This is a genomic window from Geodermatophilus sp. SYSU D00663, from assembly GCF_054050655.1.
In genome coordinates this window covers 101,007-126,278 of sequence record NZ_JBJGZT010000007.1, presented here as the reverse complement: position 1 = coordinate 126,278, position 25,272 = coordinate 101,007, and the positions used below count along the sequence as shown (strand labels likewise).

Genomic DNA, 25,272 nt, shown 5'->3' with positions numbered 1-25,272 from the left:
CCGCGTAGCGTGCCACCGGTGGAGACCCCGCTGCGGACCTGGGCCGGCAACCTCACCTACCGCGCCGCGCGGGTGCACCGGCCGCGGACGGTGGCCGAGGTGCAGGAGGTCGTCGCCGGCAGCGAGCGGGTCAAGGCCCTCGGCTCGCGGCACTGCTTCAACGACATCGCCGACACCACCGCCGACCTGGTGGTCCTCGACGACCTGGACACCGGCGTCGAGCTCGCGCGGATCGACGACGACGGCGGCGGCGTGCTGTGGGTGCCGGCCGGGATGCGGTACGGCGAGCTGGTCCGGGCGCTGGCCGCGTCCGGGCGGGCGCTGCACAACCTGGCGTCGCTGCCGCACATCACCGTCGCCGGCGCGACCGCCACCGGCACCCACGGCTCGGGCAACCGCAACGGCTCGCTCGCCACGTCGGTGGCGGGGCTGGAGCTGGTGCGTTCCGACGGCGGGGTCGTCGTGCTCGGCGAGGACGACGCCGACCTGCCCGGCGCGGTCGTCCACCTCGGCGCGCTCGGCGTCGTCACCCGGGTCGCGCTGCGGGTCCAGCCGACCTTCGACGTCGCCAACACCGTCTACGTCGACATGACCTGGGACCGGCTGTTCGCCGACCTCGACGGCGTCGCCGACGCCGCCTACAGCGTCAGCGTCTTCACCGACTGGCACCGGGTCACCTCGGTGTGGGTCAAGTCCCGGCCGGAGGACCCGGCGGCACCCGAGGACTTCTTCGGCGCCCGCGCGGCGACCGAGCCGACGCACATGCTCCCGGACACCCCGGTCGAGAACCTCACCGAGCAGCTCGGCGTCCCCGGCGAGTGGCACGAGCGGCTGCCGCACTTCCGCGCCGAGTTCACCCCCAGCAAGGGCGACGAGCTGCAGAGCGAGTGGTTCGTCCCCCGCCGGCACGGCCGCGCCGCCCTCGAGGCGCTGCGCGGGCTCGCCGACCGGGTCGCGCCGCTGCTGCAGGTCAGCGAGATCCGCACCGTCGCCGGCGACGAGCTGTGGCTGAGCCCGGCGTCGGGCGGCGACGTCATGGCGCTGCACTTCACCTGGCTGCCCGACCAGCCCGCCGTGACCGCGGTGCTGCCGGAGATCGAGGCCGCGCTGCGCCCGTTCGGCGCCCGCCCGCACTGGGGCAAGCTGTTCACCACGGAGGCCGCGGAGCTGGCCGGGCTCTACCCGCGGATGGCCGACTTCCAGGCGCTGGTGCGCCGGTACGACCCGCGCGGCGCGTTCCGCAACGACTACCTCGACCGGACGGTCGCCGCGTTCGCCTGACGGGCCGGCCGGCTCCGGGGGCCGGCCGGCCCGCCGACGTCAGGCGGTCCGGGACTCGCGGTCGTAGTTGCGGCCGAGGAACTCCGGCACCTTCGCCCACCGGAAGGCGAACACCATCACCAGCAGGGTGGCCACGTAGGGCACCACCAGCAGCACCTGGCTGGGGATGTCGATGCCGGCCACCTCGGCGCGCAGCGCGACGACGTCCATGGCCGCGAAGAACAGGGCGCCGAGGGCGATGAACTGCGGGCGCCACCCGCCGAAGAAGGTCAGGGCGATCGCCAGCCAGCCGCGGCCGCCGACGATGGTGTCGGTGTAGGTCCCGGTGTAGACCAGCGGCAGGTACGCCCCCGCCACCGCCATGAGCGCGCCTCCCGCGGTGGCCGTCCACAGCCGGTTGCGCACCACCGGGATGCCCAGGCTGTCGGCCGCCCTGGGGTTCTCCCCCACCGACCGCAGGTCCAGGCCGGCGCGGGTGCGGTAGAGGAAGAACCACGCGCCGACCGTGAGCAGGGCGGTGAGGTAGACGAGCACGTTGTGGGAGAACAGCGCGGTCCCGAGGACCGGGATGTCGCGCAGCAGCGGGATCTCCAGCCGCGGGAGGGTGTCGACGCGCGGCGTCGTCGCCCCCTGGCCGATGACGATCCGGTACAGCAGCCCCGCCAGGCCCGTGGCGGCGAAGAACAGCGCCAGTCCGACCACGAACTGGTCGAGCCGCAGGATGGTCGTCGCCCACCCGAGGGCGGCGCCGAACACCGCTCCGATCCCGGCCGCCAGCAGGATGCCGACCGTGGTGCTGCCCGTGCCGTAGCTGACGAGGAAGCCGACGGCCGCCCCGAGGAGCATCACGCCCTCCTGCGACACGCTGAAGACGCCGGTCAGGCCGCCGATCATCGTGCCGAGGGAGGCGAGCAAGTAGGGGACCATGGCCACGACGGTGAGCTGGGCCAGGGACGCGAACTCGGTCATGCCACCCTCCGCGCCAGCCGCCCCGCGATCACGTCGGAGAGCAGCAGGAAGATCAGGATCAGCGCCTCGATGATGAGCACCATCTCGGCCGGGACCCCGACGGTGCGCTGCATGGAGCTCGCGCCCACCTCGAGGATCGCGATGCCGAAGGCCACCACCGGCACCCAGAGCGCGCTGCCCCGGGCGATCAGCCCGATGATGATGCCGAGCAGCAGGAAGTTGGACTGCATGCCCTCGATGGCGCGCCCGTGCACGCCACCCACCTCGAGCGCGCCGGCCAGTCCCCCGAGCGCGCCCCCGACGACCAGCGCGAGGACGGCGACCTTCTCCACCCGGATGCCGTTGATGGCCGCCGCCCGCGGGTTGACCCCCGCCGCCCGCAGATCGAAGCCTGCGGCCGTGCGCCGCGTGACCACGACCGTCACCGCCGCCACGAGCAGCGCGAGCAGGATGCCGGCGTGCACGCCCGGCGGCCCGCCCAGGACCGGCAGCTCGGCGCCCTCACCGACCCGCTGCGTGGCCGCCACCCCGGCCGCGGGGTCCGGCCACACCTCGGTCGCGGCGTAGTCGAGCACCTGGAAGGACACGAAGTTCAGCAGGACGGTGCTGAGGATCTCGTTGACCCGGAAGCGCCCCATCAGCAGCGCCGCGATCCCGGCCCAGACCGCGCCGGAGAGCACCCCGGCCAGGACCACCAGGGGCAGCAGGACGGCGGCCGGCAGGTCGGCGTAGACGATCCCCACCCCGGCCGCGGCCGTGGCCCCCACCAGGAGCTGGCCCTCACCGCCGATGTTGAACCGCCCCACCGCGAGCGGGATGGTGAAGCCCAGTGCGAGCAGCGTGAGCGGCACCCACTTGGTCAGCGTCTCGGTGAAGCCGAACCCGGTGCGGAACGACGTGGTCAGGATCGTCCGGTACGCCTCGACGACGTCGTAGCCCAGTGCCGCGATGACGACGCCGGAGACGGCGAAGGCCAGCACGAGCGCGAGCGCATAGGGCAGGAGCCCGCGCAGCAGCCGGGCCAGGGGCCCCGAGGGCGCTGGGGCCGGCGCGTCGGTGTCGGTCAGGACGGGGGCGCTCATGCGTCCTCCTGCACCCCGGCCATGAGGCGGCCGAGCTCGTAGACGTCGTAGTCCCCGCGGGCCCGTTCCCCGACGACCTCCCCGGAGTAGAGGACGACCATCCGATCGGCGAGCAGGCTCAGCTCGTCGAGGTCCTCGGAGATCAGCACGACCGCGCAGCCCCGGTCGCGGGCCTCGTGGACCCGGTCGTAGACGAAGCGGGTCGAGCGCAGGTCCAGCCCGCGGGTGGGGTTCTGCAGCACGAGGACCGCGGGCTCCCGGTCGAAGGCCCGGGCCAGCACCAGCCGCTGGATGTTGCCCCCGGAGAGGTTCCCGGCCAGGGCGTCGGGACCGGGTGCCTTGATCGAGTACCGGTCGATGGTCTCCCGGGCGTGGTCGCGCACCCGCCGCCAGTCGATCAGCCCGGCACGACGGTGCTCGGCGCGCCTCTGGGCGCCCAGGAGCAGGTTGTCCGCGACGGTGGCCGCCCCCAGGATCCCGTCCCGGTGCCGGTCCTCGGGCACGTAGGCGACCCCCGCGGACAGCCAGCGGTGGGTGGGTGCACCGGCCAGGTCGGTGCCGTCGACGGACACGCTGCCGGCACGGACCGGCCGGACGCCGGCGAGCACCTCCGCCAGCTCGACCTGCCCGTTGCCGGCCACCCCGGCGACACCCAGCACCTCGCCCGCCCGGACCTCGAGGTCCAGCCCGCGCAGCGCCGGGACGCCGTGGTCGTTGTCGGCCGTGACGCCGGAGACGGCCAGCCGCACCCGCCCGGCGTCGGGGCGCCGCTGCTCGGCGGGCGGCGCGGCCGGGGTCTGCCCGACCGCGCCGACCCCGAGGGCCGCCGCGACCTCGGAGGTCCGTTCCGCGGCCAGCTCGCCGACCATGAGGGAGGCCAGGCCGGTGGCGTCGGTCGAGGACCGGGGCACCGTGGCGATCCGCCGGCCGTCGCGCATGACGGAGATCCGGTCGCAGATGGCCAGCACCTCGCGCGCCTTGTGCGAGATGAACACGACGCTGGTGCCCTCGGCGACGATGCCGCGCAGGGAGACGAAGAGCCCGTCGACCTCCTGCGGCGTGAGGTTGGTCGTCGGCTCGTCGAGGACCAGCACCCGGGCCCCGCGGTAGAGGACCTTGAGGATCTCCACCCGCTGCCGCGCGCCCACCGACAGCCGGTCGGTGCGGGCCCGCGGGTCCACCGCCAGGCCGAAGCGGTCGGAGAGCTCGGTGATCCGGCGTGCGGCACCGCGCAGCCCACCCGTCCCGGCGGTGGTCCCCAGCACCACGTTCTCGAGGACGGTGTAGCTCGACACCTGGAGCAGGTGCTGGTGCACCATCCCGATGCCGAGGGCGATGGCGTCGCGCGGGGACCGGATGTGCACGGTGCGGCCGTCGACGCGGATGTCGCCGGCGTCGGCCCGGTACAGGCCGTAGAGGACGTTCATCAGCGTCGTCTTGCCGGCGCCGTTGCCCCCGACCAGCCCGTGCACCTCTCCCGGCGCCAGCTCCAGGTCGGCGTCGACGAGGGCGCGGACGGTCCCGAAGGACTTGGTGATCCCGCTCATCGTCAGCGGGCGGTCCCGGCCGGGGGCGGCACCCCCGGCCGGGCCCGCCGCGATGGCGCCGCTCACTCGACCGGGGTCACGTCGCGCTCGACCTCGATCTCGCCGGACCGGAGCTGCTCGACGACCTGGTCGACCTGGTCGACCACGGCCTGGTCGACGTTGGTCGGCGGCTGGAGCGAGATGCCCTGCTCGTAGTCCATGCCGAGGTAGCCGCCGGTCTCGCCGTCCTCCACCGAGGTGAGGATCTCGTCGAGCATCGGCGTGAAGTCGTAGAGCACCGACGTCAGGTAGTGGTCGGGGGCGAGGTTGGACTTGTCGGTGTACTTGGCCGTCATGAGGACGCCCGCGGGAGCGTCGGCGACGCCCTCGAAGGCGCCGACGGCGCCGAGGTTCAGCGAGGTCAGGACGACGTCGTTGCCGTCGGCGAGCAACTGGCTGGTGAACTGCTGGGCGCGCGTCGGGTCGTTGAAGTCCCCGGTCCACACGGGGGTCAGGGTCGCGGTGGACCCGCTGTCGGCCAGCGCCTGCTCGACCGCGTGCACCTCGGAGTAGGAGAAGGGCAGCGTCACGCCACCGAGGTAGGCGATCCGCCCGCTCTGGCTGGCACCGGCGGCCAGGACACCCAGCGGGTAGAAGGCCAGGTGGAAGTTGCGGTCGAGGACCCAGACGTTGTCGGGGACGTCGGAGGGCTGGGTGTCCTGCTCGGCGATGAAGACGACCTCCGGCGCCTCCTCGGCGACGGCCACCGTGGCGTCGTAGAACTGGCTGCCGTGGGTCCAGATGACGGTGTAGCCGTCGGCGACGTACTCGCGCAGCACCCGCTCGGCGTCGGGCACCTGGACGCTCTCGGAGTAGGTGGTCTCCGCGCCGTGGTCCTCCTCGGCGGCCTGCAGGGCCTGCAGGCCGAGGAAGGTGTAGTCGGCGTCGGTGGTGGTGCCGGAGAAGACGGCGGCGATCCGCGGCGCGTCGCCGTCGCCTCCTCCCCCGCCGCCGCCCCCGTCCCCGCCGCTCGACCCGCCACAGGCGGTGAGGACGAGCACGGCCGCTACGGCCACGGCACTCGCACTGGTTCGAGGAGATCGCATGGGCGGCACATCCCGTCGTCGACCGGCTGGGAGATCGTGCGGGTATCTCAGCGCTGAGACGTGTGGGACACAACACCCCGCGCCGGGCCGTGATCGAGTCGCAGCCTCGCCGACCGCTCTGGCCTGGCTCAGCCGAGCTCGCGCAGCCGGCCGGCGAGGAACTCCCGCTCGACGGCGTTCTCCGTGAGCAGCAGCGCCTCGGCGTAGGCGTCGCGGGCCTCGGCGACCCGGCCGAGGCGCCGCAGCAGGTCCGCGCGGGCCGCGGGCAGGTAGCCGTAGCCGGCCAGCTGCGGCTCGGCGGCCAGCTCGTCGAGGGCGGCCAGCCCCGCCGCGGGCCCGGACGCGAAGCCGACGGCGACCGCGCGGTTGAGCGCCACGACCGGCGAGGGCCACACCGCGGTGAGGACGCCGTAGAGCGCGACGATCTCCGCCCAGTCGGTGTCGGCCCACGACGGCGACTCGGCGTGCACCGCGGCGATCGCCGCCTGCAGCGCGTACCGCGACGGCGGCCGGGCCCGCAGCGCCTCGCGGACCAGCGCGACGCCCTCGGCGATGGCGGCCCGGTCCCAGCGGGTGCGGTCCTGCTCCTCGAGCAGCAGCAGCCGGCCGTCGGTGCCGGTGCGCGTCTCGCGGCGGGCGTCGGTGAGCAGCAGCAGCGCGAGCAGCCCGGCCACCGCCGCGTCGCCCGGCAGCAGCCGGCGCAGCATCCGGGCCAGCCCGACCGAGCGCTCCACCAGGTCGTGGCGCACCAGGTCCTCACCGGCCGGGGTGGTGTGGCCGATGGTGAACAGCAGGTGCACCACCGACAGGACGGCGTCGACCCGCTCGGGCAGCTCCGCGGGCGGCGGCACCCGGTACGGGATGCGGGCGACGGCGATCTTCTTCTTGGCGCGGGTGAGCCGCGCGGCCATCGTCGCCGTCGGGACGAGGAAGGCGCGGGCCACCTCGGCGGTGCTCAGCCCGCACACCAGGCGCAGGGTCAGCGCCACCTGCGCGGGGCGGTCCAGCGCCGGGTGGCAGCAGGTGACCACCAGCCGCAGCCGGTCGTCGGGGTAGCCGTGCGCCTCGTCCACGAGCGCCGGCGCGACGTCCTCCTCGACCAGCAGCGGCAGGTGCCGCCGCTCGACGCCGCGGTGCCGCAGCACGTTGAGCGCCCGCCGCCGGGCGGCGGTGGTGAGCCAGGCGCCGGGCCGGGCGGGGACGCCGTGCGCGGCCCAGTCGGTCAGCGCCGCGGCGAAGGCGTCCTGGACGCACTCCTCGGCGACGTCGAGGTCGCGGGTGACGCGCACCGTCGCGGCGAGCACGAAGGCCCACTCGCGACGGTGCGCGTCGGCGACCGCGGCCGCGACGGCGTCGGCGGTCGGGAGGGCCACGTCAGTCGAAGGTCATCACCGGGCGGACCTCGACGCCGCCGAAGCGGGCCGGCACCGTCCGCGCGACGGCCAGCGCGGTGTCGAGGTCGGGGGCGTCGACGAGGTAGTAGCCGCCGAGGGCCTCCTTGGTCTCGACGAACGGGCCGTCGGTGACCTCGCCGCCGCGCACGCTGGTCGCGGTCGTCGTCGGCTCCAGCGCCTCACCGCCGAGCAGCTTCGCGCCCAGCTGCTCGACGCCCGCGGAGAAGGCCTCGTGCTCGGCCATGATCTCGCCGTAGACGTCGGGGGTCGCGGTGGCGTACTGCGCCTCGTCCTCGTAGATCAGGACCAGGTACTTCGTCATGGTGTCCTCCGGGCTCCGGGGGCCCGCCTGCCGGGCCCTCCACCTCTACGACACGCAGCACCGCACCAGATCGACAGCTCCCGCGGAAGGACTTCCGGGCGTCGTCGTCTCCGGCATGATCTGACAACCGGACGGCCAGGTTCCGCAGATGTTCTGACGGTGCGCGACGGGTCGGGCACTCCGTAACGTCACTGTCAGCAGTCAGGGCGTACCCGTCCGTCACGCACGGGTCACGCCACCTCCCAGACCCCGAGGAGCCCCCCGTGCCGACCTCCCGCCTCAGCCTGATCACCGAGTCCTCCGCGCAGCCCGACGCGCTCGCCGGCTCGGTCTGGAGCGTCCTGTCCGGCGGCGACGCCACCTGGCGGCTGGACGCGCTGTGCGCCGAGACCGACCCCGAGGCCTTCTTCCCGGAGAAGGGCGGCTCGACCCGCGAGGCCAAGCGCGTGTGCGCCGGCTGCGACGTCCGCACCGAGTGCCTGGAGTACGCGCTGGCCAACGACGAGCGCTTCGGCATCTGGGGCGGGCTGTCCGAGCGTGAGCGGCGGCGGGTGCGCCTGGCCCGCCGCAGCATGCGGCTCAGCGCCTGACCGCCTGAGCGGGGCGGCCCCGGTCCCGCGGGTTACGGTCCGACGCAGGTCCCGTGGCCGGACCACCACCCGACGAAGGAGCCGCCCGTGGCCGAGGTCGTGCCGTTCCACCACCCGCCGGGGCCGGCGCCCGGCGTCCCCGCGATCGCCGCGCTGCCCACCCGCCGGGTGCTCGACCTGCCGGCCCGCCGGTGAGCTCGCCCGACGTCGGCGCCGCCCGGGTGCAGGCGGTCCTCGACATCCCGCTGCACCGGCACCTGGGCATGCAGCTGCGCGACCCCGCCGACCCCACCGCCGGCATCTGGTTCCCCGTCGGCGCGCCCGCGCAGAACCAGGCGGCGCTGCTGCACGGCGGCGTCGTCTACACCTTCCTCGACGTCGCGGCCTTCCTGGCGCTGCTGCCCTCCCTGGGCGACGCCGAGCACGCGGTCACCCACGACCTCACCGCCTCGCTGCTGCGCCCGGTGCGCGCCGGTGCGCGGGTCGACGTCACCGGCTCGGTGCTGCGCCGCGGCCGCGGGGTGGCGTTCCTGCGGTCCGAGGCGACGGTGGACGGCGCCCTCGTCGCCTCGGCGCAGGTCACGAAGACGATCGTCCCGGCGGGCTGATCCGCGGCGCGGGGCGGCCCCGGGTCACCGGCGCGGGCTCACCCCAGCGACGTCACCACAGCGACGTCACCACAGCGACATCGAGCGGCGGAAGATGCCGGCGACGTCCTCGGCGGTGACCTCCCGCGGGCAGGTGGCCAGCAGCCGCTGCTGCTTCATCGTGCCCTCGACCAGGTCGTCGACGTCGCCCTCGTCGAAGCCGACCGCGGCGATCCCATTGGGGATGTCGATGTCGCGCATCAGGTCGGTGAGGACGGTGGGCAGGAACTCGGCCGGGTCGTCGGGCTCGCCGGCGTTCGGGGCGAGCAGCTGCGCCGCCCGGACGTGCCGCTCGGGCGCGGCCTCGAAGGTGAACCGGAAGGCCTCCGGCGCGGTCAGCGCCACCGACATCCCGTGCGGCACCATCGGCTCGCCGGCCGGGTAGTCCTTCGGGTGGAAGTCCTTCACCTGCCCGGCGATCGGGTAGGCGTTGGCGTGCGGGACGTGCACCCCGGCGTTGCCGAAGCCCATGCCGGCGAAGGTCGCGGCCATCGCCATGTCCCCGCGCGCGGCGGTGTCGTCGCCGTGCCGCACCGCCCGCCGGAACGAGCCCGCGAGCAGCGACAGCGCCTTCTCCGACCACATGTCCGAGATCGGGTTGGACCCGCAGTAGGGCACCCGCTGCTCGGGGGCCTTGCGGTCGTAGGTCGTGTACCAGCGGGCGGTGTAGCTCTCCAGCGCGTGGCACAGGATGTCCATCCCCGCCGCGGCGGTGACCCCGGGCGGCTGGGTGACGGTGAGGTCGGGGTCGATGACGGCGAGGGTGGGCCGCAGCCGCGCGTGGCTGATCCCGGTCTTCACCCGCTGCGCCAGCACGTCCATGACGCAGATGGTCGTGCTCTCCGACCCGGTGCCGGTCGTCGTCGGGACGGCGACCAGCGGCTTGAGCTGCTCGGTGGGCGCCTGCCCCTTCCCCACCGGCACGTTGACGTAGTCCAGGAGCTCGCCGGGGTTGGTGGTGAGCAGGTTGATCGCCTTGGCGGTGTCGATGCTCGACCCGCCGCCGACGGCGACGAACGCGTCCCACGGCCCGGACTCGCGGGCGGCCTCGATCGCCTCGGTCAGGCTGACGTCGGTCGGCTCGACGTGCACGCCGTCGTAGACCCGCGCCTCGATGCCGAAGCGGCCCATCTGGTCGGCGACCCGCTGCGGCAGGCCGGTGGCCGACACCCCGGCGTCGGTGACCACCAGGACCCGCCGCACGCCGAAGCGGCTGAGGTCGTAGCCGATCTCCTCCGACGCCCCGCTGCCGAACTTCAGCTGCGGCGCCCCGTAGGTGAACACGGACTCGGCGGTCATGTCGGCCTCCTCGGCTCGGGCGGATCCGGTTGCACGGATCGTTGCACCCTCCTTGTGGCGGGGACCACAGCGCGGCAGGGTCGGGTGCGCCCACCAACCTTCCCCTGGAGGTCAGCCGTGACCGCAGAACCCGAGACCACCGCCGTCCCCGCCCTCGACGACCTGCTCGCCGACTCCCCCACCAACTGGGGCAAGTGGGGCGACGACGACGAGGTCGGCGCGCTGAACTACCTCGGCCCCGAGCAGGTGCTGGCCGCCGTCGGGCTGGTCCGGCAGGGCAAGGTGTTCACGCTGCAGCGGCTGATCGGCGACCCGAAGGGCGACCCGGTGTGGCCCGGCCGCTCCCCCGCCGAGCGCACCCAGATCCTCGACGAGTCCACCTGGGACTCCGACGACGCGCCGCAGTACCCCGGCGGCCTGCACTACGCCGACGACAAGATCAACGCCTTCCTCCAGGGCTCCACGCAGTACGACGGCCTCGGCCACGTCTGGTACGGCGGCAAGCTCTGGAACGGCTACGACGCCCGCACCACCGTCGGCGGCATGGACAAGGCCAGCGTCGAGCCGATCGCGCAGCGCGGCGTCGTCGGCCGCGGCGTGCTGCTGGACATGGCCCGCTTCCGCGGCAAGCCGACCCTCGACAAGGGCGAGACCTTCACCCACGAGGACCTGCTCGCCTGCGCCGAGCAGCAGGGCGTGGAGATCCGGAAGCGGGACGTCCTGATCATCCGGACGAACTTCCTGCAGCTGTTCTTCGACCAGGGCGACGCCTTCTACGACGGCTTCAACGAGCCCGGCCTGGTCTACAGCCCGGAGCTGGTGCGGTGGTTCCAGGACATGGAGATCCCCAACCTGGTCACCGACACCATCGCCAACGAGGTCACCACCGACCCGAACAACGGCGTCGCGCTGGTGCTGCACAACGCGCTCATGCGCAACCTCGGGGTCACCCTCACCGAGATCGCCGACCTCGAGGCGCTGGCCGCCGACTCCGCCGAGGACGGGCAGTACGAGGGCCTCTACGTCGCCGCGCCGCTCAAGGTGCACAAGGCCAGCGGCTCGCCGGTCAACCCCGTCGTCCTCAAGTGAGCCCGTCGTGAGCGCCTACGACGACCGCCCCTGGCTGGCGCTCTACGGCGACCAGCCGCCGGACTACGACATCGAGTTCGGCGACGCCCTGTCGATGTTCCGGGCCGGCGTGCAGCGCGACCCCGACGGCGACGCGCTGCGCTACTTCGACGGCACGGTCGTCCGCCGGGACCTCGACGCGATGACCGACGCGATGGCCGCCGGGCTGCTGGAGTCGGGCTTCCGGCCCGGTGACCGGCTGGCGGTCTACCTGCAGAACGTGCCGCAGTTCGTCCTGGCCATGGTCGCCACCTGGAAGGCCGGCGGCGTCATGGTGTCGATCAACCCGATGAGCCGGGCGCGGGAGCTGTCCTACCTGCTGGCCGACTCCGGCGCGACGGTGCTGCTGTGCCTGGACACCCTCTACGACGAGGTCGCCCGCGACGTCGTCCCGGGCACCGACGTCCGCCTGGTGCTCACCACCAGCGGCCTGGACCTGCAGACCCGCGACGACGAGCGGCTGTTCGCCGGCGTCACCCGGCAGCGGCACGAGGGCACCACCGACCTGCTCGAGTTCGTCGAGCGGTACCGCGGGCAGACCCCGCCGCCGGTGGAGCTGGGCCCCGACGACGTCGCGTTCCTGACCTACACGTCGGGGACGACGGGCGTGCCCAAGGGCGCGATGAACACCCACCGCAACGTCTGCTTCACCGCGCAGGTCTACCGCGACTGGACCCACGCCGGGCGGGACGGCGCGATCTTCGGCATCGCGCCGCTGTTCCACATCACCGGCCTGATCGGCCACGTGGCGGTGAGCATGCTGGTGCCGGCGCCGCTGGTGCTGGCCTACCGGTTCGAGCCGCAGGTGGTGCTCGACGCGTTCCTCGAGCACCGGCCGGCGTTCACCATCGGCGCGATTACCGCGTTCAGCGCGCTGCTCAACGCCCCGGGGTTCCGCAAGGAGCACTTCGACTCGTTCACGTCGGTCTACTCCGGCGGGGCGGCGATCTCCCCGGCCGCCGAGCGCGGGTTCTTCGAGGCCACCGGCAAGCAGGTGCACAACGCCTACGGCCTCACCGAGACGACGTCGCCGATGACGGTGACGCCGTTCGGGTCGCCGTCGCCGGTGGACCCGAACTCGGGCGCGCTGTCGGTGGGCGTGCCGGCGCCGAACACCGTCGTCCGCATCCAGGGCGACGACGGGCAGGACCTGCCGCTGGGCGAGGTCGGCGAGATCGTGGCCGAGGGCCCGCAGGTGGTGGCCGGCTACTGGGGCAAGCCCGAGGAGACGGCGGCCAACCTGCCCGGCGGGGCGCTGAGGAGCGGCGACGTCGGGTTCATGGACCCGCAGGGCTGGGTGTTCATCGTCGACCGCAAGAAGGACATGATCAACGCGTCCGGTTACAAGGTGTGGCCGCGCGAGGTCGAGGACGTCCTGGCCGAGCACCCCGCCGTCCGCGAGTCCGCCGTCGTCGGCGTGCCCGACGAGAAGCGCGGCGAGACGGTCAAGGCGTTCGTCAGCCTCAGGCCGGGGGCCAGCACCACCCCGGAGGAGCTGATCGCGCACTGCAGGGAGCGGATGGCCGCCTACAAGTACCCGCGCAGCGTGGTCGTGCTCGACGAGCTGCCGAAGACGGTCACCGGCAAGATCCTCCGCCGCGAGCTGCGGGGGACGTGAGCGGGCCGGGTCCCCGCCCCGCCCCGGGCGGGGACCCGGTCACCGCACCGGCGCGCCCGGCCGGCGCGACCACGTGGGCCGGGCGGCCCGGATCCCGGCCGCGCCGGTGCCCACGACCGCGACCAGCAGGGCCACCCAGGCCCACAGCCACGGGTCGTCGGCCTCGACGTCGCGGCGGTACCAGAGCACCACCACGAGCTCGAGCGCGCCGAACACGGTGTAGGTGACCGCCGCGACGCCCAGCCGGTCCAGGTCCCGCTCGCGGACCGACAGCGCCGCGGCGAACCCGAGGGCGAGCAGCCAGGCGCCGATCACCTGCGAGCTCAGCGGCGTGATCTCCCACGGCCAGAACGACGTGACGGTCTCCACGTGGTGGTGCACGGTGAGCCCGCCGGCGAACAGGACCGCGCCCGCCGAGGCCAGCAGCGCCCCCTCGACGAGCAGCAGCGCGGTGAGCCGGGCCGGCATCGGCAGCCGCACGGGCGGGCGCCGGCCCCGGCGGACCTCCTGCCCGAGGACCACCGCCAGGCACAGCGCCGGGACGACGAGGTAGACGGCCAGCCAGACCCAGGCCGCCGCCCGGGCGACCGGCCCGCCGGTGAGCAGGTGCAGGCGGTGGGTGTGGACCAGCGTCGCGGCGCAGGTGAGGACGGTGAACAGGGTGACCGTGAGGACCGGCACCCGGATCCGGCTCCACCGGTCCTGCCGGAGGGAGAGGACCGACAGCACCGCGCCGGCGGTGTAGGCGGCGCCGAGGAACGCGGCCGTCGCCTCGGTGCGGATGGACCAGGCCCAGAAGCGGTCGGCGACGTCGGCGAGCAGCAGCAGCTCGGAGACGGCGAGCAGCGTGAGCGCGAGGAAGGCCGTCAGCAGCCACCGGGTGCCGGGGCGGACCTCCTCGGCGGGGTCCGGCGTCCGCGGTGCGACGGGTTCCATCGGCTGCCGCCTGTCGGTCGTGCCCGGCCCGCGACGGGGTCGGCTGGGCGCGCACCGGCGCCGGACCCCGGACCGGCGACCCAGGCTGGCACGGCGTCCGCGCCGGGTCGAGGGCCCATCGGCTCCGACTCCTCAGCCGGCGGCGCGCACGTTCTCCGTCCACACGTCCCAGCCGAGCCGCACGACCAGCGCGGTGACCACGACGAGGAATACGACGCGGATGAACCCGGTGCCGCGGGAGGTCGCCGTCCGGGAGCCGACGTAGCCGCCGAGCGTGTTGGCCGCGCCCAGGCACAGGCCCAGGCCCCAGACGACCGACCCGTGCGGCACGAAGAACGCCAGCGCGCCGAGGTTGGTCGCGACGTTGACGATCTTGGCCTTGGCGCTGGCGTTGAGGAAGTCGTAGCCCAGCAGCGACACCAGGGCGAACACGAGGAACGAGCCGGTGCCGGGGCCGAGGACGCCGTCGTAGAAGCCGATCACCGCCCCGACGGCGAGCGCGGTGCCGTGGTGGCGGCGGCCGGTGTGCCGCAGCGCCGTCACCTCCCCCAGCGCCGGGCGGAACGCGGTGAACAGCGCGATGCCGACCAGCGCCACGACGATCACCGGCTTGAACACCGCGGCCGGCAGCAGGGCCGCTACCGACGCCCCGCAGGACGAGCCGACCAGGGCGACCGCGGCCATGGGCAGCGCCGTCCGCAGGTCCGGGTGCACCCGCCGCTGGTAGGTGACCGCGCTGGTGGTGGTGCCGAACACCGACGCCAGCTTGTTGGTGGCGAGCGCCTGCACCGGCGCCAGGCCCGGCACCAGCAGCAGCGCGGGCAGCTGGATCAGCCCGCCGCCGCCGACGACGGCGTCCACCCAGCCGGCGGCCAGCGCCGCGACGAGCACGAGGGCGAGCAGGGAGGGCGTCAGGCCCTCCGGCAGGAGCAGGTCAGTCACGCGCGCGTCCCGGGTCGGTCACGGACAGCCAGCCTCCCCGACGCCGGAGGGGACCGGACGGCCGGGTCCGGGGAGCCGCGTTGCGGCCGGTCGCGTCCGGCGGTGCGATGGTGCGATGACAGGGGGTGGAGCGCGCACCCGGCAGCCGCCCGTCGGCGCGGCGGCCGACGCACACTCACCGCACCGGCTCACCGCCCGCGACTGGCGCCGGGTGCTGCGCCGCGTCGCGCGCCACGTGCTCAGCGACCGGCTCATGGTGCAGGCGTCGGCGGTGGCGTTCTTCGCGCTGCTGTCGGTCGCGCCGGTACTGGTCACGGCGGTGTCGGTGTACGGCGTCGTCAACACCCCCGAAGACGCGCTGCACCAGCTGTCCGGGGTGGCGGGGATGCTGCCGGAGGACCTGCGGTCGCTGGTGGTCGACCAGCTGACGACGATCACCACCGCCTCCACGAACGTGAACACCTGGCGGGGGCTCGGCGGCCTCGCCGCGGCGCTGTGGACGGCGACGACCGCGATGACCTACCTCGTCGACGGGCTGACCCTCGCCTACCACGAGACCGAGACCCGGGGCTTCCTCCGCCGCAGCGCGCTGGCGCTCGTCCTGGTCCTCGGCGGCGCGGTCCTGCTCGGCGGGATCATCGCCGGCGCCGGCGAGGTCTCGGGTGCGCTCGCCGGGGCACCGGACGCCGTCCGGGACGTCGCCCCGGTGCTGACGTGGGTCGCCGCCGCGGTGCTGATGAGCGCGGTGCTCGCCGTCCTCTACCGGTTCGGCCCCGACCGCAGGCAGGCCCGGTGGCGGTGGATCACCCCCGGGGCGGCGCTGACCACCGGGCTGTGGCTCGCGACGACGATCGGCTTCTTCAGCTACGTCCGGAGCCTGGGCGACTACTCCGCGACGTACGGCTCGCTCGCCGGCGTGGCCATCAGCATGTTCTGGCTGTGGACGACGGTCTTCCTCGTGCTCGTCGGCGCGGTCGTCAACGCCGAGACCGAGCGGCAGACCGCCAGGGACTCCACCGTGGGCCCCGAGCGGCCGCTCGGCGAGCGCGGCGCGGTGGTCGCCGACAGCGCGCCGCCCTATCCGGGCGAGCGCTGAGGGCGGTCAGAGGTAGTTGACGTGCACGTGGTCGAAGTGGTTGGCCGTCGTGCCGCCGCGGTCCTCCATCGTCTGCCACGACCCGTTCGGCGAGGACAGCATCCGCTGCTCCCAGATCAGGTAGTCGACGCCGAGCTCGTCCCAGTGCGCGCGGTGGTAGGCGACGATCGCGTCGCCGAGGGCGGCGTCGGTCATGACCATGTAGTCCAGCGCCTTGCCGGAGGGGTGGCCGCCCGGGTCGGCCGCGCTGGCGCGGGTGCCGCCCAGGGTGATCGCGTCCGCCCCCGGCACGTTGCTGACGACGGCGTCCGCGGCGGCCTGCACCTGCGGCTCGACCGGACCGGTGCTGTTGGTGATGCGGGCGACGGCCGAGACGGCGGTGGTGCCCGCGGTCTCCGCCGGGCCGGCCTCCTCGGCCTCGGCGGCCTCGGCGGCCTCGGCGGCCTCGGCGGTCGCGGCGGCCGCGGCGGCCTCCGCCGCGGCGGCGGCCTCGGCGGCCGCGGCGGCCGCGGCGGCCTCCGCGGCGGCGCGGGCGGCGGCCTCGGCCTCGGCCCGCTGCCGGTCGACGGTGGCCTGGTCGGCGGCGGCCTGCGACTGCTGGGCCGCGGTCTCGGCGGCCTCCCGCGAGCTGCGGGTGGCGGCGAGGTCCTCGAGCGGCGCCAGGTCCGGCGGGGTGGTGGCGGTCACCGGGCCGGACCGCGCCGACAGCCCCAGCGCCTCGGCGACGGCGACCGACCCGCTCGCCGTCCCGGCCTCGGCGGTGGCGGCCGGCTGCGGGCCGACCAGGACGTTGACCAGGACCGCGCCGGCGGCGGCGACGCCCAGGTACAGGCCCGGACGGCGGTGCGCGGCCGGCGGGCGGCGGCGGCCGGAACGGTCTGCGGACGCGCCGGGGCGGCCGGGGGTGGTGCTCGAGGGCATGGGTGCAGGTCTCCCGTCAGCCGCCTGCCGAGTTAGCTGACGGGTTCGGGCGGGAAGCAGCCCTACCCGCCCGGACGCACGGGTCCGGTGCGGGATTCACCCCAGTACTGCGGTGGGTCCCCGGCTCGCCCGGGGGGCGACTCGGCGGCGACCGCCCGGGTCCCCTGGCGGGGACGTGGCCGGACGGCCTCGGCCACGGTAACGGCCGTTACGCGTCCGTGACAAACGGCGGCCGCGTTCCGTGGCGGGGACCACACCCCGGTCAGGGGCGGGTGCGCAGCCGCCCGGCGACGCGCAGCGGCAGGCGCAGCCACCACCCGGTCACCCGCCACGGCAGGACCACGGCGGCCCGGACGCCGCGCGCACCGAGGGCGGCGAGGTCGGCCCACTCGGCCGGCCGCGGCGCCGGGGCGGCCGGCGCGGCGGAGGGGGGCGGCCCGGCGGGGGGCGGCTCCTCGTCCTCCTCCGGCGTCCCGCCGGAGGCCCCGTCCGACGGCGCCACCGCCGACGGACCCGCGGGCTCCCCCGGGTCCTCCTCGGGCACGAGGACGTCGAACGCGGTCCGGCGGCGCGGGGCGCGCAGCGAGTCGAACGACGGGATCGCCGGGGACGGCGGCGCGTCGTCCTCGTCGGGCAGCGGCCACAGGCCCACCGCCACGGGCTCGGGGACGACCGCGCGGACGGCGGCCACCATCGCCGGCCCCAGCCCGGGGACGGCGGCCAGCTCGCGGCGGGTCAGCGCGGACAGCTGCTCGACGGTGGTGATCCCGGCGCGGGTCAGCGCGCCCACCGCCCGCGCGGGCAGACCCAGCTCCCGGACGCTCCCCGTCGGCTCGACCCGCGACCTCGTCGACATGGCGTCGGACCCTAGCCCCGGGTTCACCGGGAGGGTCCCGCCGGGGAGCCGTCCCAGGCCCGTTCCGCCGGGACGGTCCCGCCGGCGCCGGCGTCCGGGGCCGGGGAGGTCGCCGGCGCCTCACCGGTCGACGTCGTCCCCGCGTCCGGGGCCGGGGACTCCCCCGTCGCCGGCGGGGCCGTGTCCCCGGGCGTCCCGGTCGCCGGCGCCGGCGGTTCCGGCGTCGTGCTGCCGGACGGGGTGCTCTCCGGGGCCTCGGGCGTGCTCTCCGGCGTCGTGCCCGCGGACCCGGTGCCCTCCGCCGTGGTCGCCTCGGGAGTGGGGGCCTCGGGGGTGGTCGCCTCGGGAGTGGGCGCCTCGGGGGTGGTCGCCCCGGGAGTGGGCGCCTCGGGGGTCGTGGCCTCGGGGGTGGGGGCCTCCGGCGTCGGGGCCCCGGGGGTGCTGCTGTCCGCGGCGGGCGCCCCGGGCGTCGCGGCGGGGGTCTCCGGCGCGGACCCACCGGACGGGCCGGGCCCGGCGGCGGGCGCCTCGGGCCCGGGCACCGCGGTGTCGGGTGCGACGGCGGCGACCACCTGCACCCGGTCGCCGGCGGCCAGCTCCACGTTCACCGGGTCCAGGCCGACGACGGTGCCGGGAGCGGCGTCCGGGGTCTGCTCGCCGCGCTGGGCGACGGTGAGGCCGAGGGCGGTCAGGTCGTCGGTGACCTCGGCCACCGGGCGGCCGAGGAAGTCCGCGGCCCGCAGCACGATCCCGGCCTGCTGCGTCTCGGCGGCGTCGGCCACCGGCACGTCGCCGGCGCGGGTCGTGGTGAACAGCACGCCGCCGACGACGAGCGCGACCAGCAGCAGCGGCAGCAGGACCAGCGCCCGCCGGCGCCGGCGCGGCTCCGGCCCGGGGACCGGCTCGGCGGCGGGGGCCGGCCCGGGCGCGGGGGCGGCGGCCGCCACCTGGCGGGTGGGCGGCGCGGGGGCGGCCCGGGGGTCCAGGGCCTCCTCGACCGCGGCCAGGAAGGCGGCGCCGTCGGGCAGGCGGGCGCCGGGGTCCTTGGTCAGGGCGGCACCGATGAGCTCCTTGACGTCGGGCGGCAGGTCGTCGGGCAGCGGCTCGGGCTGCTCGCGGACCTGCTTGAGCGCGACGGTGACCGGGTTGGTGCCGGTGAAGGCGGCGTGGCCGGTCAGCGACTCGTAGCCGACCAGGCCGAGGGCGTAGACGTCGCTGGCCGGGCCGACCCGCTCGCCGGCGGCCTGCTCCGGGGACATGTACTGCGCGGTGCCGATGACCTGGCCGGTCTGGGTGAGCGGCACGCACTCGGCCGACCAGGCGATGCCGAAGTCGGTGAGCTTCACCCGCCCGTCGGGCCGGACGAGGATGTTCGAGGGCTTGACGTCGCGGTGGACGACGCCGCTGCGGTGCGCCTCGGCGAGGGCGGCCGCGGCCTGGCGCAGCACCGAGAGGGCGGCAGCGGGGTCCAGCGGGCCCTCGGTCTCGATGAGGGTGGACAGCGGCGCCCCCTCGACCAGCTCCATCACCAGGTAGGCCAGGTGCTCGCCGGTGGCGTCGTCGGTGCCCTCGCCGTAGTCCAGGACGGTGGCGATGTTCGGGTGGGTGAGCGCCGCCGCGTGCCGGGCCTCGTTGCGGAAGCGGGCGAGGAAGGTCGGGTCGTCGGCGTACTCGCTGCGCAGCACCTTGACCGCGACCGGCCGGGCGAGCAGGTGGTCCCGGCCCCGCCACACCTGGCCCATGCCGCCGGTGGCGATGACCTCCTGCAGCTCGTAGCGGTCCCCCAGGGTCCGGCTCCCCCGCTGCACCGTGGTCACTGCCCGACTCCGTCCCGTCCGACGCGGGCGGGTGCGCCCCGCCTCCGGCCCCCACCGGGAGCTGCGCGGCCGCTCCCCCTGCCGGGTGGGCGACCCCGGGTGGGTTCCCGCCCGGACGCCCCGTCAACCACGGACCGCCCACGGCGGCTCCCCCGGACGCGTGCCGGTGCTCGCGCGGCCGGCCTCCGGTCCGCCAGGATCCGGGCGATCCGCGGCGACGGGGCCGCGGCCGTTCCGGAGGTCGCCCGTGGACTCGGCCCTCAGCACCGTCGCCCTGCCCGCCGCCCTGGCCGTGGTCATGTTCGGGCTGGGGCTGTCGCTCACCGTCGACGACTTCGCGCGGGTCACCCGCCGGCCGCGCGCCGCCGTCGTCGCCCTCGGCCTGCAGCTGCTGGTCCTGCCGGCCCTGTGCTTCGGCCTCGTGGTGGCCACCGGCCTGGAGCCCGTGCTGGCGGTGGGGATGGTGCTGCTGGCCGCCTCGCCCGGCGGGACGACGGCGAACCTGTTCAGCCACCTGTTCCGCGGCGACGTCGCGCTCAACGTCTCGCTGACGGCCGTCAACTCGCTGCTCGCCGTCGTGACGCTGCCGCTGGTGACCAACCTCGCCGTGACCGTCTTCGACCCGCCCGGCGCCGGGTCGATCGGCCTGCAGTTCGGCAAGACCGTGCAGGTGTTCGCGATCGTGCTGGTGCCGGTGGCGCTCGGCATGCTGGTGCGGCGGGCGGCGCCGGCGTTCGCCGAGCGGATGGACCGGCCGGTGCGGGTGCTGTCCGCGGTCGTGCTCGCCCTGGTGATCGCCGGGACCGTGGTGGCCGAGCGGGAGGACGTGGCCGGGTACCTGCGCGAGGTCGGGCTGGTCGCGCTCGCCTTCTGCGCGCTCAGCCTGCTGGCCGGGTTCGCCGTGCCGCGCGCGCTCGGCGTCGGCCACCGGCAGGCGGTCGCCTGCGCCTTCGAGATCGGCGTGCACAACAGCACGCTGGCGATCACGGTGGCGATCAGCGTCCTCGGCAGCGTGGAGCTGGCCGTCCCGGCGGCGGTCTACGGGGTGCTGATGTTCCCGGTGGCCGCGCTGGCCGGCTGGGCGATGACCCGGTCCTCCCGGTCGGGGGCGCCGGAGCGCGTCGCGTCCTGACCCGGCCACCGGCGGGCCAGGGCCGGGACGACCTCCGCGCCGGCGGTGCCGGCCGCGGCCCAGCCGAGGACGACCAGCCAGGACAGCGGGTCCAGCGGGGTGCAGCCGAAGAACCGGCTGAGCCCGGGGGTCTGCACGACCGCGGCCAGGGCGACCAGCGACCCGGCCGCGGTGGCCAGCACCAGCGGGCTGCGCCGCCCGGCCCAGGCGGTCTGCCCGAGCTGGGTGGCGATCAGCGCGGCGAGCCCCATCGTGCTGGCCCGCCGGCGCAGGCCGGTGACGCGGCCGGTGGCCCACGCGCCGGTCGCGCCGGCGGCGGTGGCCACCCCGCGGACGGCGACCAGGCGGCGCACCGCGTCGGCGAAGCCGCGGTACGGGCCGGCGAGCAGCACCGGGGCGAGCGGGTGGCCGGCCAGCGGCCCGCCGTCCGCGGCCGGGGCGGCCGCCCGCGGGCGGGCCACGGCGACGGCCAGCGCCGGGAACATGTCGGTGAGCAGGTTGACCAGCAGCAGCTGCCGGGTGCCCAGCGGCGCGCGACCGCCCAGCGCGGAGCCGAGCACGGTGAACGCGACCTCGCCGGCGTTGCCCCCGACGAGGATGGCGACGGCGTCCCGGACGCGGGACCACAGCGCGCGGCCCTCGGCGACGGCGTCGACCAGCCGGGTCAGGTCCCGGTCGGTGATCACGAGGTCGGCGGCGCTGCGGGCGGCGGGCGACTCGGCGCCGGCCACCCCGACCCCGACGTCGGCCAGCCGGATCGCGGCGGCGTCGTTGATGCCGTCGCCGGTCATGGCCAGCGTGGCGCCGGCGCGGCGCAGGGCGCCGACGAGCAGCACCTTCTGCTCCGGCGTCAGCCGGGCGAACACCGCCGCCTCGCGCACCAGCGCGGTCCGCTCGGACTCCGACGCCCGCGCCAGCTGCGCGCCGGTGACCACCCGGCCGGCGTCGGGGACCCCGGCCTCGGCGGCGATCGCGGCGGCGGTCTCCGGGTGGTCGCCGGTGGCCACGAGCACCCGGACGCCCGCCGCGGTCAGCTGCTCGACCGCCGCGGCCGACGAGCCGCGGACGGTGTCGGCCAGGCCCACCAGGCCGCGCAGGGTCAGCCCGGTCGCCGCCTCCTCGAGGTCGTCGGGCCGGCCGTCCACCGCGCGGTCGGCGACGGCGAGCACCCGCAGCCCGTCGCAGGCCAGCTCCCGCACCCGGTCCGCGGCATCGCCCGGGTCGGTGCACAGCCGCAGCACGACCTCCGGCGCGCCCTTGACCACCAGCCGGCCCGAGCGCAGCGCCGCCGAGAACCCGCGGCCGGTGGCGAAGGGCACCGAGGCCTCCGGCTCGCCGCCGCCGGCCACGCCGCGGTCGGTGGCGGCGGCGTCGACGGCGCGGTCGGTCTCGTGCGCGTCGGTGTCGCCGGCGCCGATCCCGGCCGCGGCCAGGCGCAGCAGGCCGTCCTCGCCGTCGTCCGGACCGTCCCCGAGGGGCAGCAGCCGGGCCACCCGCAGCCGGTTCTCGGTCAGCGTGCCGGTCTTGTCGAAGCAGACGGTGTCCACCCGGCCGAGCGCCTCCAGCACCCGGGCGCTGCGCACCACCACCCCGTCCCGCGACAGCCGCCGGGCCGCCGCCTGCTGGGCGACGGTCGCGACCAGCGGCAGCCCCTCGGGGACGGCCGCGACGGCGACCGCGACCCCGGAGCTGACCGCCTCGCGCAGCGGCCGCCGCCACAGCACGCCGAGCGCGGCGACGGTCCCGCCGCCGGCCAGCGTCAGCGGCAGCACCGAGCGGGTGAGCTCGGCCAGCCGGGCCTGGACGCCGGCCGGCGGCGCCCCGCGCCCGGCCGCCCGCGCCGCCCGGCCCGCCTGGGTGGCCGGGCCGACGGCGACGACGACCGCGCGGCCGGTGCCGGCGACGACGGTCGTGCCGTCGAAGAGCATGCAGCGCCGGTCGGGCACCTCGGCGCCCGGCGTCGGGGCCACCGACTTGGCCACCGCGAGGGACTCGCCGGTGAGGCTGGACTCGTCGGCCTCGAGGTCCTCGGCGGCCAGCAGCCGCGCGTCGGCGGTCACCACGTCGCCGGAGCCGACGAGGACCACGTCACCCACCCGCAGCGCGCTCGACGGCACCTCCTCCTCACCGCCGTCGGCCTCCCGGCGGACGCGGGCGTCCTGCTGCAGCAGCAGCGAGGCCAGCGCCGTCTCCGCGCGCATCCGCTGCGCCGCGCCGAGCAGCGCGTTGCCGACCGTGACCCCGCCGACCAGGAACGCGTCCGCGGTCTCGCCCAGCACGGCGGTGGCGCCGGCGCCGGCGCCCAGGACGGGGGTGAGCGGGTCGGCGAGCTCCGCGGCGACGGTGCGGCCGAACCGGACGGGCACCCGGACCACGGGCGTGCCGCCCGCCCGCCGCCACGCGCGGGTCAGCGGGCCGGGCGGGGCGTCGTCGTCCCGGGGCAGGTCCGCCAGCCGGCGGAGGACGTCGTCGGGGTCGAGGGCGTGCCACGGCGTGTGCACCGACGGGGGCGGCGGGGGCCGGCGGGCGGCGCGGACCGCCGTCACGGTGCCGTCGAGCATCGTCCACAGCGTCGCGGACTTGCCCGGGGTCGTCGCCCGCCGCTGCCCGCCGCGGGCCGAGCCGACGGCGGCCAGCAGCCCGCCCAGCACGTTGCCGGTGACCGCGCTCTGCACCGACCGGCGGGCCAGCCGCCGGGCGTCGGTCACGGCCCGCACCACCCGGCAGGCGTCGGCCAGACCGGTCCCGGTCACCAGGTCCGCCGCCCAGGCCGGCGCCCGGTCGGGCCGCACGGGGGCCACCGCGACGTCGGCGGCCAGCAGCGCGGCCGCGTCGGCGGAGGACACCAGCAGCACCCCGTGCCCGTCGGCCTGCAGCCGGCGGACGACGCCGGCCAGCGGCTCGTCCGCGGGCGCGATCTCCCCGGCGACGCCGGCGATCTCCCGGCTGCCGGCGTGCGCGGTGAGCACCAGGCGTGCGCCGGTGCCGGCGGCGGTGGTCAGCAGCGCCTCGGCGTGCGGGTCGAGCTCGGGGGCGACCAGGACGGTGCCCACCCGCCGGCGCCCGGCGTACAGCGCGCGCAGCGCCGCCCCCGGCGCGTCCGGCGCTCCCCGCGGCGGGCCGAGCCGGGTGCCGCCCGCGCCCTCGCCGTCGCCGTCGGCCAGCAGCCGCGCCGCCGCCGTCCACACGGCGGCGGGATCCCACCCGTCGGCCTCGGCGGTGGCCTCCAGGACGACCGGCGGGCCGGTGCACAGGGTCGCCCCGTCGACCACCACGCAGTCGACGCGGTCGAGCCGGCGGTAGGCCGTGCCGTCCAGGGGCAGCACGCCCGCGCGGCACAGCAGCCAGTCGAGGGTGGCGGCGAAGGACTCGCGGCCCGCCAGCGCGGCCTTGGGCGTGAGCGCCTTGACCAGGTCGGCGGCGCGGCCGGGGCGGCCGGTCAGGGCGAGGACGGCCAGCACGGCGCCGGTCGTCGTCGGGCCCATCCGGCCCTGGTAGCGGTCGACCGCGCCGGGCGGGAGGGGCACCGGCCGCTCCCCGGCGCGGGCGGCCGGGGCCGGGTCCTCCGGCTCGGTCCCGTCCGGCTCGGGCCGGCACAGCTGCTCCTCCCGGCGCCGCCACACCTGCCGGCGGGCCCGGACCTCGAGCACCTGCTGGGCGGAGGCGGCCGCGTTGAGCGCCGGGACGACCGGGCTCTGGGTGGCCGAGTGCAGCACGGCGGAGAGCCCCTCGAGGACCAGGCGGGTGCCGTACCGGCCGATCCGCCGGGCGAGCAGCTCGGTGATCCAGTCCTGGGTGTCGATCAGCGTGACCGCGAGCGTGGCGTGCCGCGACAGGGCGGGGATCGGCAGCGCCCGGGCGGTGAGCGCGGTGAGCACGCCGAGGGCGTCCACCGCCAGCGCCGTCGCCGTCGCCAGCAGCGGCTCGAGGTCGGCGGGGTGGTCGGCCGGCTCGCGCAGGACGTCCCGCCGGTCGCCGGCGTCCTGCAGCGTGCGCACCGTCCCGACGACGTCGTCCACGCCCACCCGCCGCGTGTCGACGGCGACCAGCGCCCGGCCGAGGACCTCGTTGACCGTGGCCCACTGCACGCCCTCGAGCCGCTCGAGGCGCGCGCGCAGCGTGCGGCCGGCGTCGGGCGGCGCGCCGGGGGCGCACTCGGGCAGCTCGACCTGCACCAGGTCCCCGTCGGCCCACACCCGCGGCGTGTGCCGCCCGCCGTCGGGCTCGAACATGCCGGCGGCGACCCGCGCGAGCTCCCGCAGCCGGCCGGTGGGCAGCGGGTCGGCGCCGGTGAGCAGCGTGCCGGCGGCCCGGACGCCGGAGACGGCGGCCTGGGTGAGGTCGACCGGCCGGCCGGCGACGCGGCTGGTCAGGTCCTCCGCCGTGCGCACCGCGGCGCGGGTGGAGACGCCGAGCAGGCCGGCGGTGAGCACGGCCGGCGCGGCGGCGACCTGCGCGCCGGTCACCGCGAGGCGCGCCGTGGCGGCCAGGGCGCGCCGGGCGGTGGCGGCTCGGTGGAGGACGCTCATCCCGGGGCTCCCCCCTGCGCGACACCTGCTGTCCGCCCATCGTCCACCTCGGAGTGACGCACGTCACGACCCCGGACCGGT

Annotated in this window: 20 protein-coding genes and 1 riboswitch; of the genes, 7 read left to right on the top strand and 13 right to left on the bottom strand. The window is 76.3% G+C overall.

What is annotated here, in order from left to right:
- Nucleotides 1-18 precede the first annotated feature (18 nt).
- Entirely contained in the window at nt 19-1,281 is a 1,263-nt protein-coding gene (locus tag ACI79Z_RS07455) for a D-arabinono-1,4-lactone oxidase (RefSeq protein ID WP_456902204.1), read from the top strand.
- Nucleotides 1,282-1,320: 39 nt separating this feature from the next.
- Here ACI79Z_RS07455 and ACI79Z_RS07450 read toward each other — a convergent pair whose 3' ends face one another.
- The 6 genes from ACI79Z_RS07450 to ACI79Z_RS07425 all read right to left on the bottom strand — a co-directional run bounded on the left by ACI79Z_RS07450 (nt 1,321) and on the right by ACI79Z_RS07425 (nt 7,680).
- Nucleotides 1,321-2,250 carry an ABC transporter permease gene (locus ACI79Z_RS07450; RefSeq protein ID WP_387988910.1) on the bottom strand — a complete coding sequence of 310 codons (930 nt, stop codon included), beginning with the start codon at nt 2,248-2,250 and terminating at the stop codon, nt 1,321-1,323.
- Nucleotides 2,247-3,332, bottom strand: a complete 1,086-nt coding sequence (locus ACI79Z_RS07445) for an ABC transporter permease (protein WP_387988909.1) — start codon at nt 3,330-3,332, stop codon at nt 2,247-2,249. The genes ACI79Z_RS07450 and ACI79Z_RS07445 overlap by 4 nt, the downstream gene beginning before the upstream one ends.
- On the bottom strand, nt 3,329-4,945 hold the full coding sequence (locus ACI79Z_RS07440) for an ABC transporter ATP-binding protein (protein ID WP_387988908.1): 1,617 nt from the start codon (nt 4,943-4,945) through the stop codon (nt 3,329-3,331). Before ACI79Z_RS07440 ends, ACI79Z_RS07445 begins: the two co-directional genes overlap by 4 nt.
- Nucleotides 4,942-5,934: a BMP family protein gene (locus ACI79Z_RS07435; protein WP_387988907.1), complete on the bottom strand. Its 993-nt coding sequence runs from the start codon at nt 5,932-5,934 to the stop codon at nt 4,942-4,944. The genes ACI79Z_RS07440 and ACI79Z_RS07435 overlap by 4 nt, the downstream gene beginning before the upstream one ends.
- A gap of 158 nt (nt 5,935-6,092) precedes the next feature.
- The gene (locus tag ACI79Z_RS07430) at nt 6,093-7,337 is read right to left on the bottom strand and encodes an RNA polymerase sigma factor (RefSeq protein WP_456902203.1); all 1,245 of its coding nucleotides are present in this window, start codon (nt 7,335-7,337) and stop codon (nt 6,093-6,095) included.
- Nucleotide 7,338: 1 nt separating this feature from the next.
- A complete protein-coding gene (locus tag ACI79Z_RS07425; protein WP_387988905.1) occupies nt 7,339-7,680 on the bottom strand; it encodes a YciI family protein in 342 nt (113 codons plus the stop codon).
- Between the two features lie 263 nt (nt 7,681-7,943).
- Here ACI79Z_RS07425 and ACI79Z_RS07420 point away from each other — a divergent pair, with 263 nt between their 5' ends.
- Both ACI79Z_RS07420 and ACI79Z_RS07415 read left to right on the top strand, forming a co-directional pair.
- The gene (locus ACI79Z_RS07420; protein WP_456902202.1) at nt 7,944-8,270 is read left to right on the top strand and encodes a WhiB family transcriptional regulator; all 327 of its coding nucleotides are present in this window, start codon (nt 7,944-7,946) and stop codon (nt 8,268-8,270) included.
- A gap of 191 nt (nt 8,271-8,461) precedes the next feature.
- Nucleotides 8,462-8,878: a PaaI family thioesterase gene (locus tag ACI79Z_RS07415; RefSeq protein ID WP_387988904.1), complete on the top strand. Its 417-nt coding sequence runs from the start codon at nt 8,462-8,464 to the stop codon at nt 8,876-8,878.
- A 66-nt stretch (nt 8,879-8,944) separates the two neighbouring features.
- Here the strand turns inward: ACI79Z_RS07415 and ACI79Z_RS07410 are convergent, their stop codons facing one another.
- Nucleotides 8,945-10,216, bottom strand: coding sequence for a hydroxyacid-oxoacid transhydrogenase (locus ACI79Z_RS07410; RefSeq protein WP_387988903.1), 1,272 nt, complete (start codon nt 10,214-10,216; stop codon nt 8,945-8,947).
- Between the two features lie 117 nt (nt 10,217-10,333).
- Between ACI79Z_RS07410 and ACI79Z_RS07405 the strand changes: the two genes are divergently transcribed.
- Both ACI79Z_RS07405 and ACI79Z_RS07400 read left to right on the top strand, forming a co-directional pair.
- The gene (locus ACI79Z_RS07405) at nt 10,334-11,305 is read left to right on the top strand and encodes a cyclase family protein (RefSeq protein WP_387988902.1); all 972 of its coding nucleotides are present in this window, start codon (nt 10,334-10,336) and stop codon (nt 11,303-11,305) included.
- A 7-nt stretch (nt 11,306-11,312) separates the two neighbouring features.
- Nucleotides 11,313-12,962: an AMP-binding protein gene (locus tag ACI79Z_RS07400; RefSeq protein WP_387988901.1), complete on the top strand. Its 1,650-nt coding sequence runs from the start codon at nt 11,313-11,315 to the stop codon at nt 12,960-12,962.
- Nucleotides 12,963-13,001: 39 nt separating this feature from the next.
- Here ACI79Z_RS07400 and ACI79Z_RS07395 read toward each other — a convergent pair whose 3' ends face one another.
- Both ACI79Z_RS07395 and ACI79Z_RS07390 read right to left on the bottom strand, forming a co-directional pair.
- On the bottom strand, nt 13,002-13,898 hold the full coding sequence (locus tag ACI79Z_RS07395) for a hypothetical protein (RefSeq protein ID WP_456902201.1): 897 nt from the start codon (nt 13,896-13,898) through the stop codon (nt 13,002-13,004).
- A gap of 132 nt (nt 13,899-14,030) precedes the next feature.
- The gene (locus ACI79Z_RS07390; RefSeq protein ID WP_456902200.1) at nt 14,031-14,840 is read right to left on the bottom strand and encodes a sulfite exporter TauE/SafE family protein; all 810 of its coding nucleotides are present in this window, start codon (nt 14,838-14,840) and stop codon (nt 14,031-14,033) included.
- Between the two features lie 115 nt (nt 14,841-14,955).
- On the opposite strand from ACI79Z_RS07390, the gene ACI79Z_RS07385 reads away from it, so the two are divergent.
- Complete coding sequence (locus ACI79Z_RS07385) at nt 14,956-15,936, top strand: YihY/virulence factor BrkB family protein (protein WP_387988898.1); 981 nt, start codon at nt 14,956-14,958, stop codon at nt 15,934-15,936.
- A gap of 6 nt (nt 15,937-15,942) precedes the next feature.
- Here the strand turns inward: ACI79Z_RS07385 and ACI79Z_RS07380 are convergent, their stop codons facing one another.
- From ACI79Z_RS07380 to ACI79Z_RS07370, 3 genes are all read right to left on the bottom strand, one after another.
- Nucleotides 15,943-16,857 (bottom strand): hypothetical protein, encoded by a 915-nt coding sequence (locus tag ACI79Z_RS07380; protein ID WP_456902199.1) that lies wholly within the window; start codon nt 16,855-16,857, stop codon nt 15,943-15,945.
- Between the two features lie 6 nt (nt 16,858-16,863).
- A riboswitch (cyclic di-AMP (ydaO/yuaA leader) is annotated at nt 16,864-17,014 on the bottom strand.
- A 105-nt stretch (nt 17,015-17,119) separates the two neighbouring features.
- Nucleotides 17,120-17,713, bottom strand: a complete 594-nt coding sequence (locus ACI79Z_RS07375) for a DNA-directed RNA polymerase subunit alpha C-terminal domain-containing protein (protein WP_387988896.1) — start codon at nt 17,711-17,713, stop codon at nt 17,120-17,122.
- Between the two features lie 23 nt (nt 17,714-17,736).
- On the bottom strand, nt 17,737-19,530 hold the full coding sequence (locus ACI79Z_RS07370) for a protein kinase domain-containing protein (RefSeq protein ID WP_456902198.1): 1,794 nt from the start codon (nt 19,528-19,530) through the stop codon (nt 17,737-17,739).
- A 247-nt stretch (nt 19,531-19,777) separates the two neighbouring features.
- Between ACI79Z_RS07370 and ACI79Z_RS07365 the strand changes: the two genes are divergently transcribed.
- A complete protein-coding gene (locus ACI79Z_RS07365; RefSeq protein ID WP_387988894.1) occupies nt 19,778-20,662 on the top strand; it encodes a bile acid:sodium symporter family protein in 885 nt (294 codons plus the stop codon).
- Here ACI79Z_RS07365 and ACI79Z_RS07360 read toward each other — a convergent pair.
- Nucleotides 20,569-25,191 (bottom strand): cation-translocating P-type ATPase, encoded by a 4,623-nt coding sequence (locus ACI79Z_RS07360; RefSeq protein ID WP_456902197.1) that lies wholly within the window; start codon nt 25,189-25,191, stop codon nt 20,569-20,571. The genes ACI79Z_RS07365 and ACI79Z_RS07360 overlap by 94 nt on opposite strands.
- Between the last annotated feature and the right edge of the window lie 81 nt (nt 25,192-25,272).

Bases quoted from the DNA above. Each gene is read 5' to 3' on its own strand.
- ACI79Z_RS07395 (WP_456902201.1), bottom strand. From the start codon at position 13,898: ATGGAACCCGTCGCACCGCGGACGCCGGACCCCGCCGAGGAGGTCCGC.
- ACI79Z_RS07360 (WP_456902197.1), bottom strand. From the start codon at position 25,191: ATGAGCGTCCTCCACCGAGCCGCCACCGCCCGGCGCGCCCTGGCCGCC.
- ACI79Z_RS07425 (WP_387988905.1), bottom strand. From the start codon at position 7,680: ATGACGAAGTACCTGGTCCTGATCTACGAGGACGAGGCGCAGTACGCC.
- ACI79Z_RS07410 (WP_387988903.1), bottom strand. From the start codon at position 10,216: ATGACCGCCGAGTCCGTGTTCACCTACGGGGCGCCGCAGCTGAAGTTC.
- ACI79Z_RS07445 (WP_387988909.1), bottom strand. From the start codon at position 3,332: ATGAGCGCCCCCGTCCTGACCGACACCGACGCGCCGGCCCCAGCGCCC.
- ACI79Z_RS07385 (WP_387988898.1), top strand. From the start codon at position 14,956: ATGACAGGGGGTGGAGCGCGCACCCGGCAGCCGCCCGTCGGCGCGGCG.
- ACI79Z_RS07380 (WP_456902199.1), bottom strand. From the start codon at position 16,857: ATGCCCTCGAGCACCACCCCCGGCCGCCCCGGCGCGTCCGCAGACCGT.
- ACI79Z_RS07375 (WP_387988896.1), bottom strand. From the start codon at position 17,713: ATGTCGACGAGGTCGCGGGTCGAGCCGACGGGGAGCGTCCGGGAGCTG.
- ACI79Z_RS07450 (WP_387988910.1), bottom strand. From the start codon at position 2,250: ATGACCGAGTTCGCGTCCCTGGCCCAGCTCACCGTCGTGGCCATGGTC.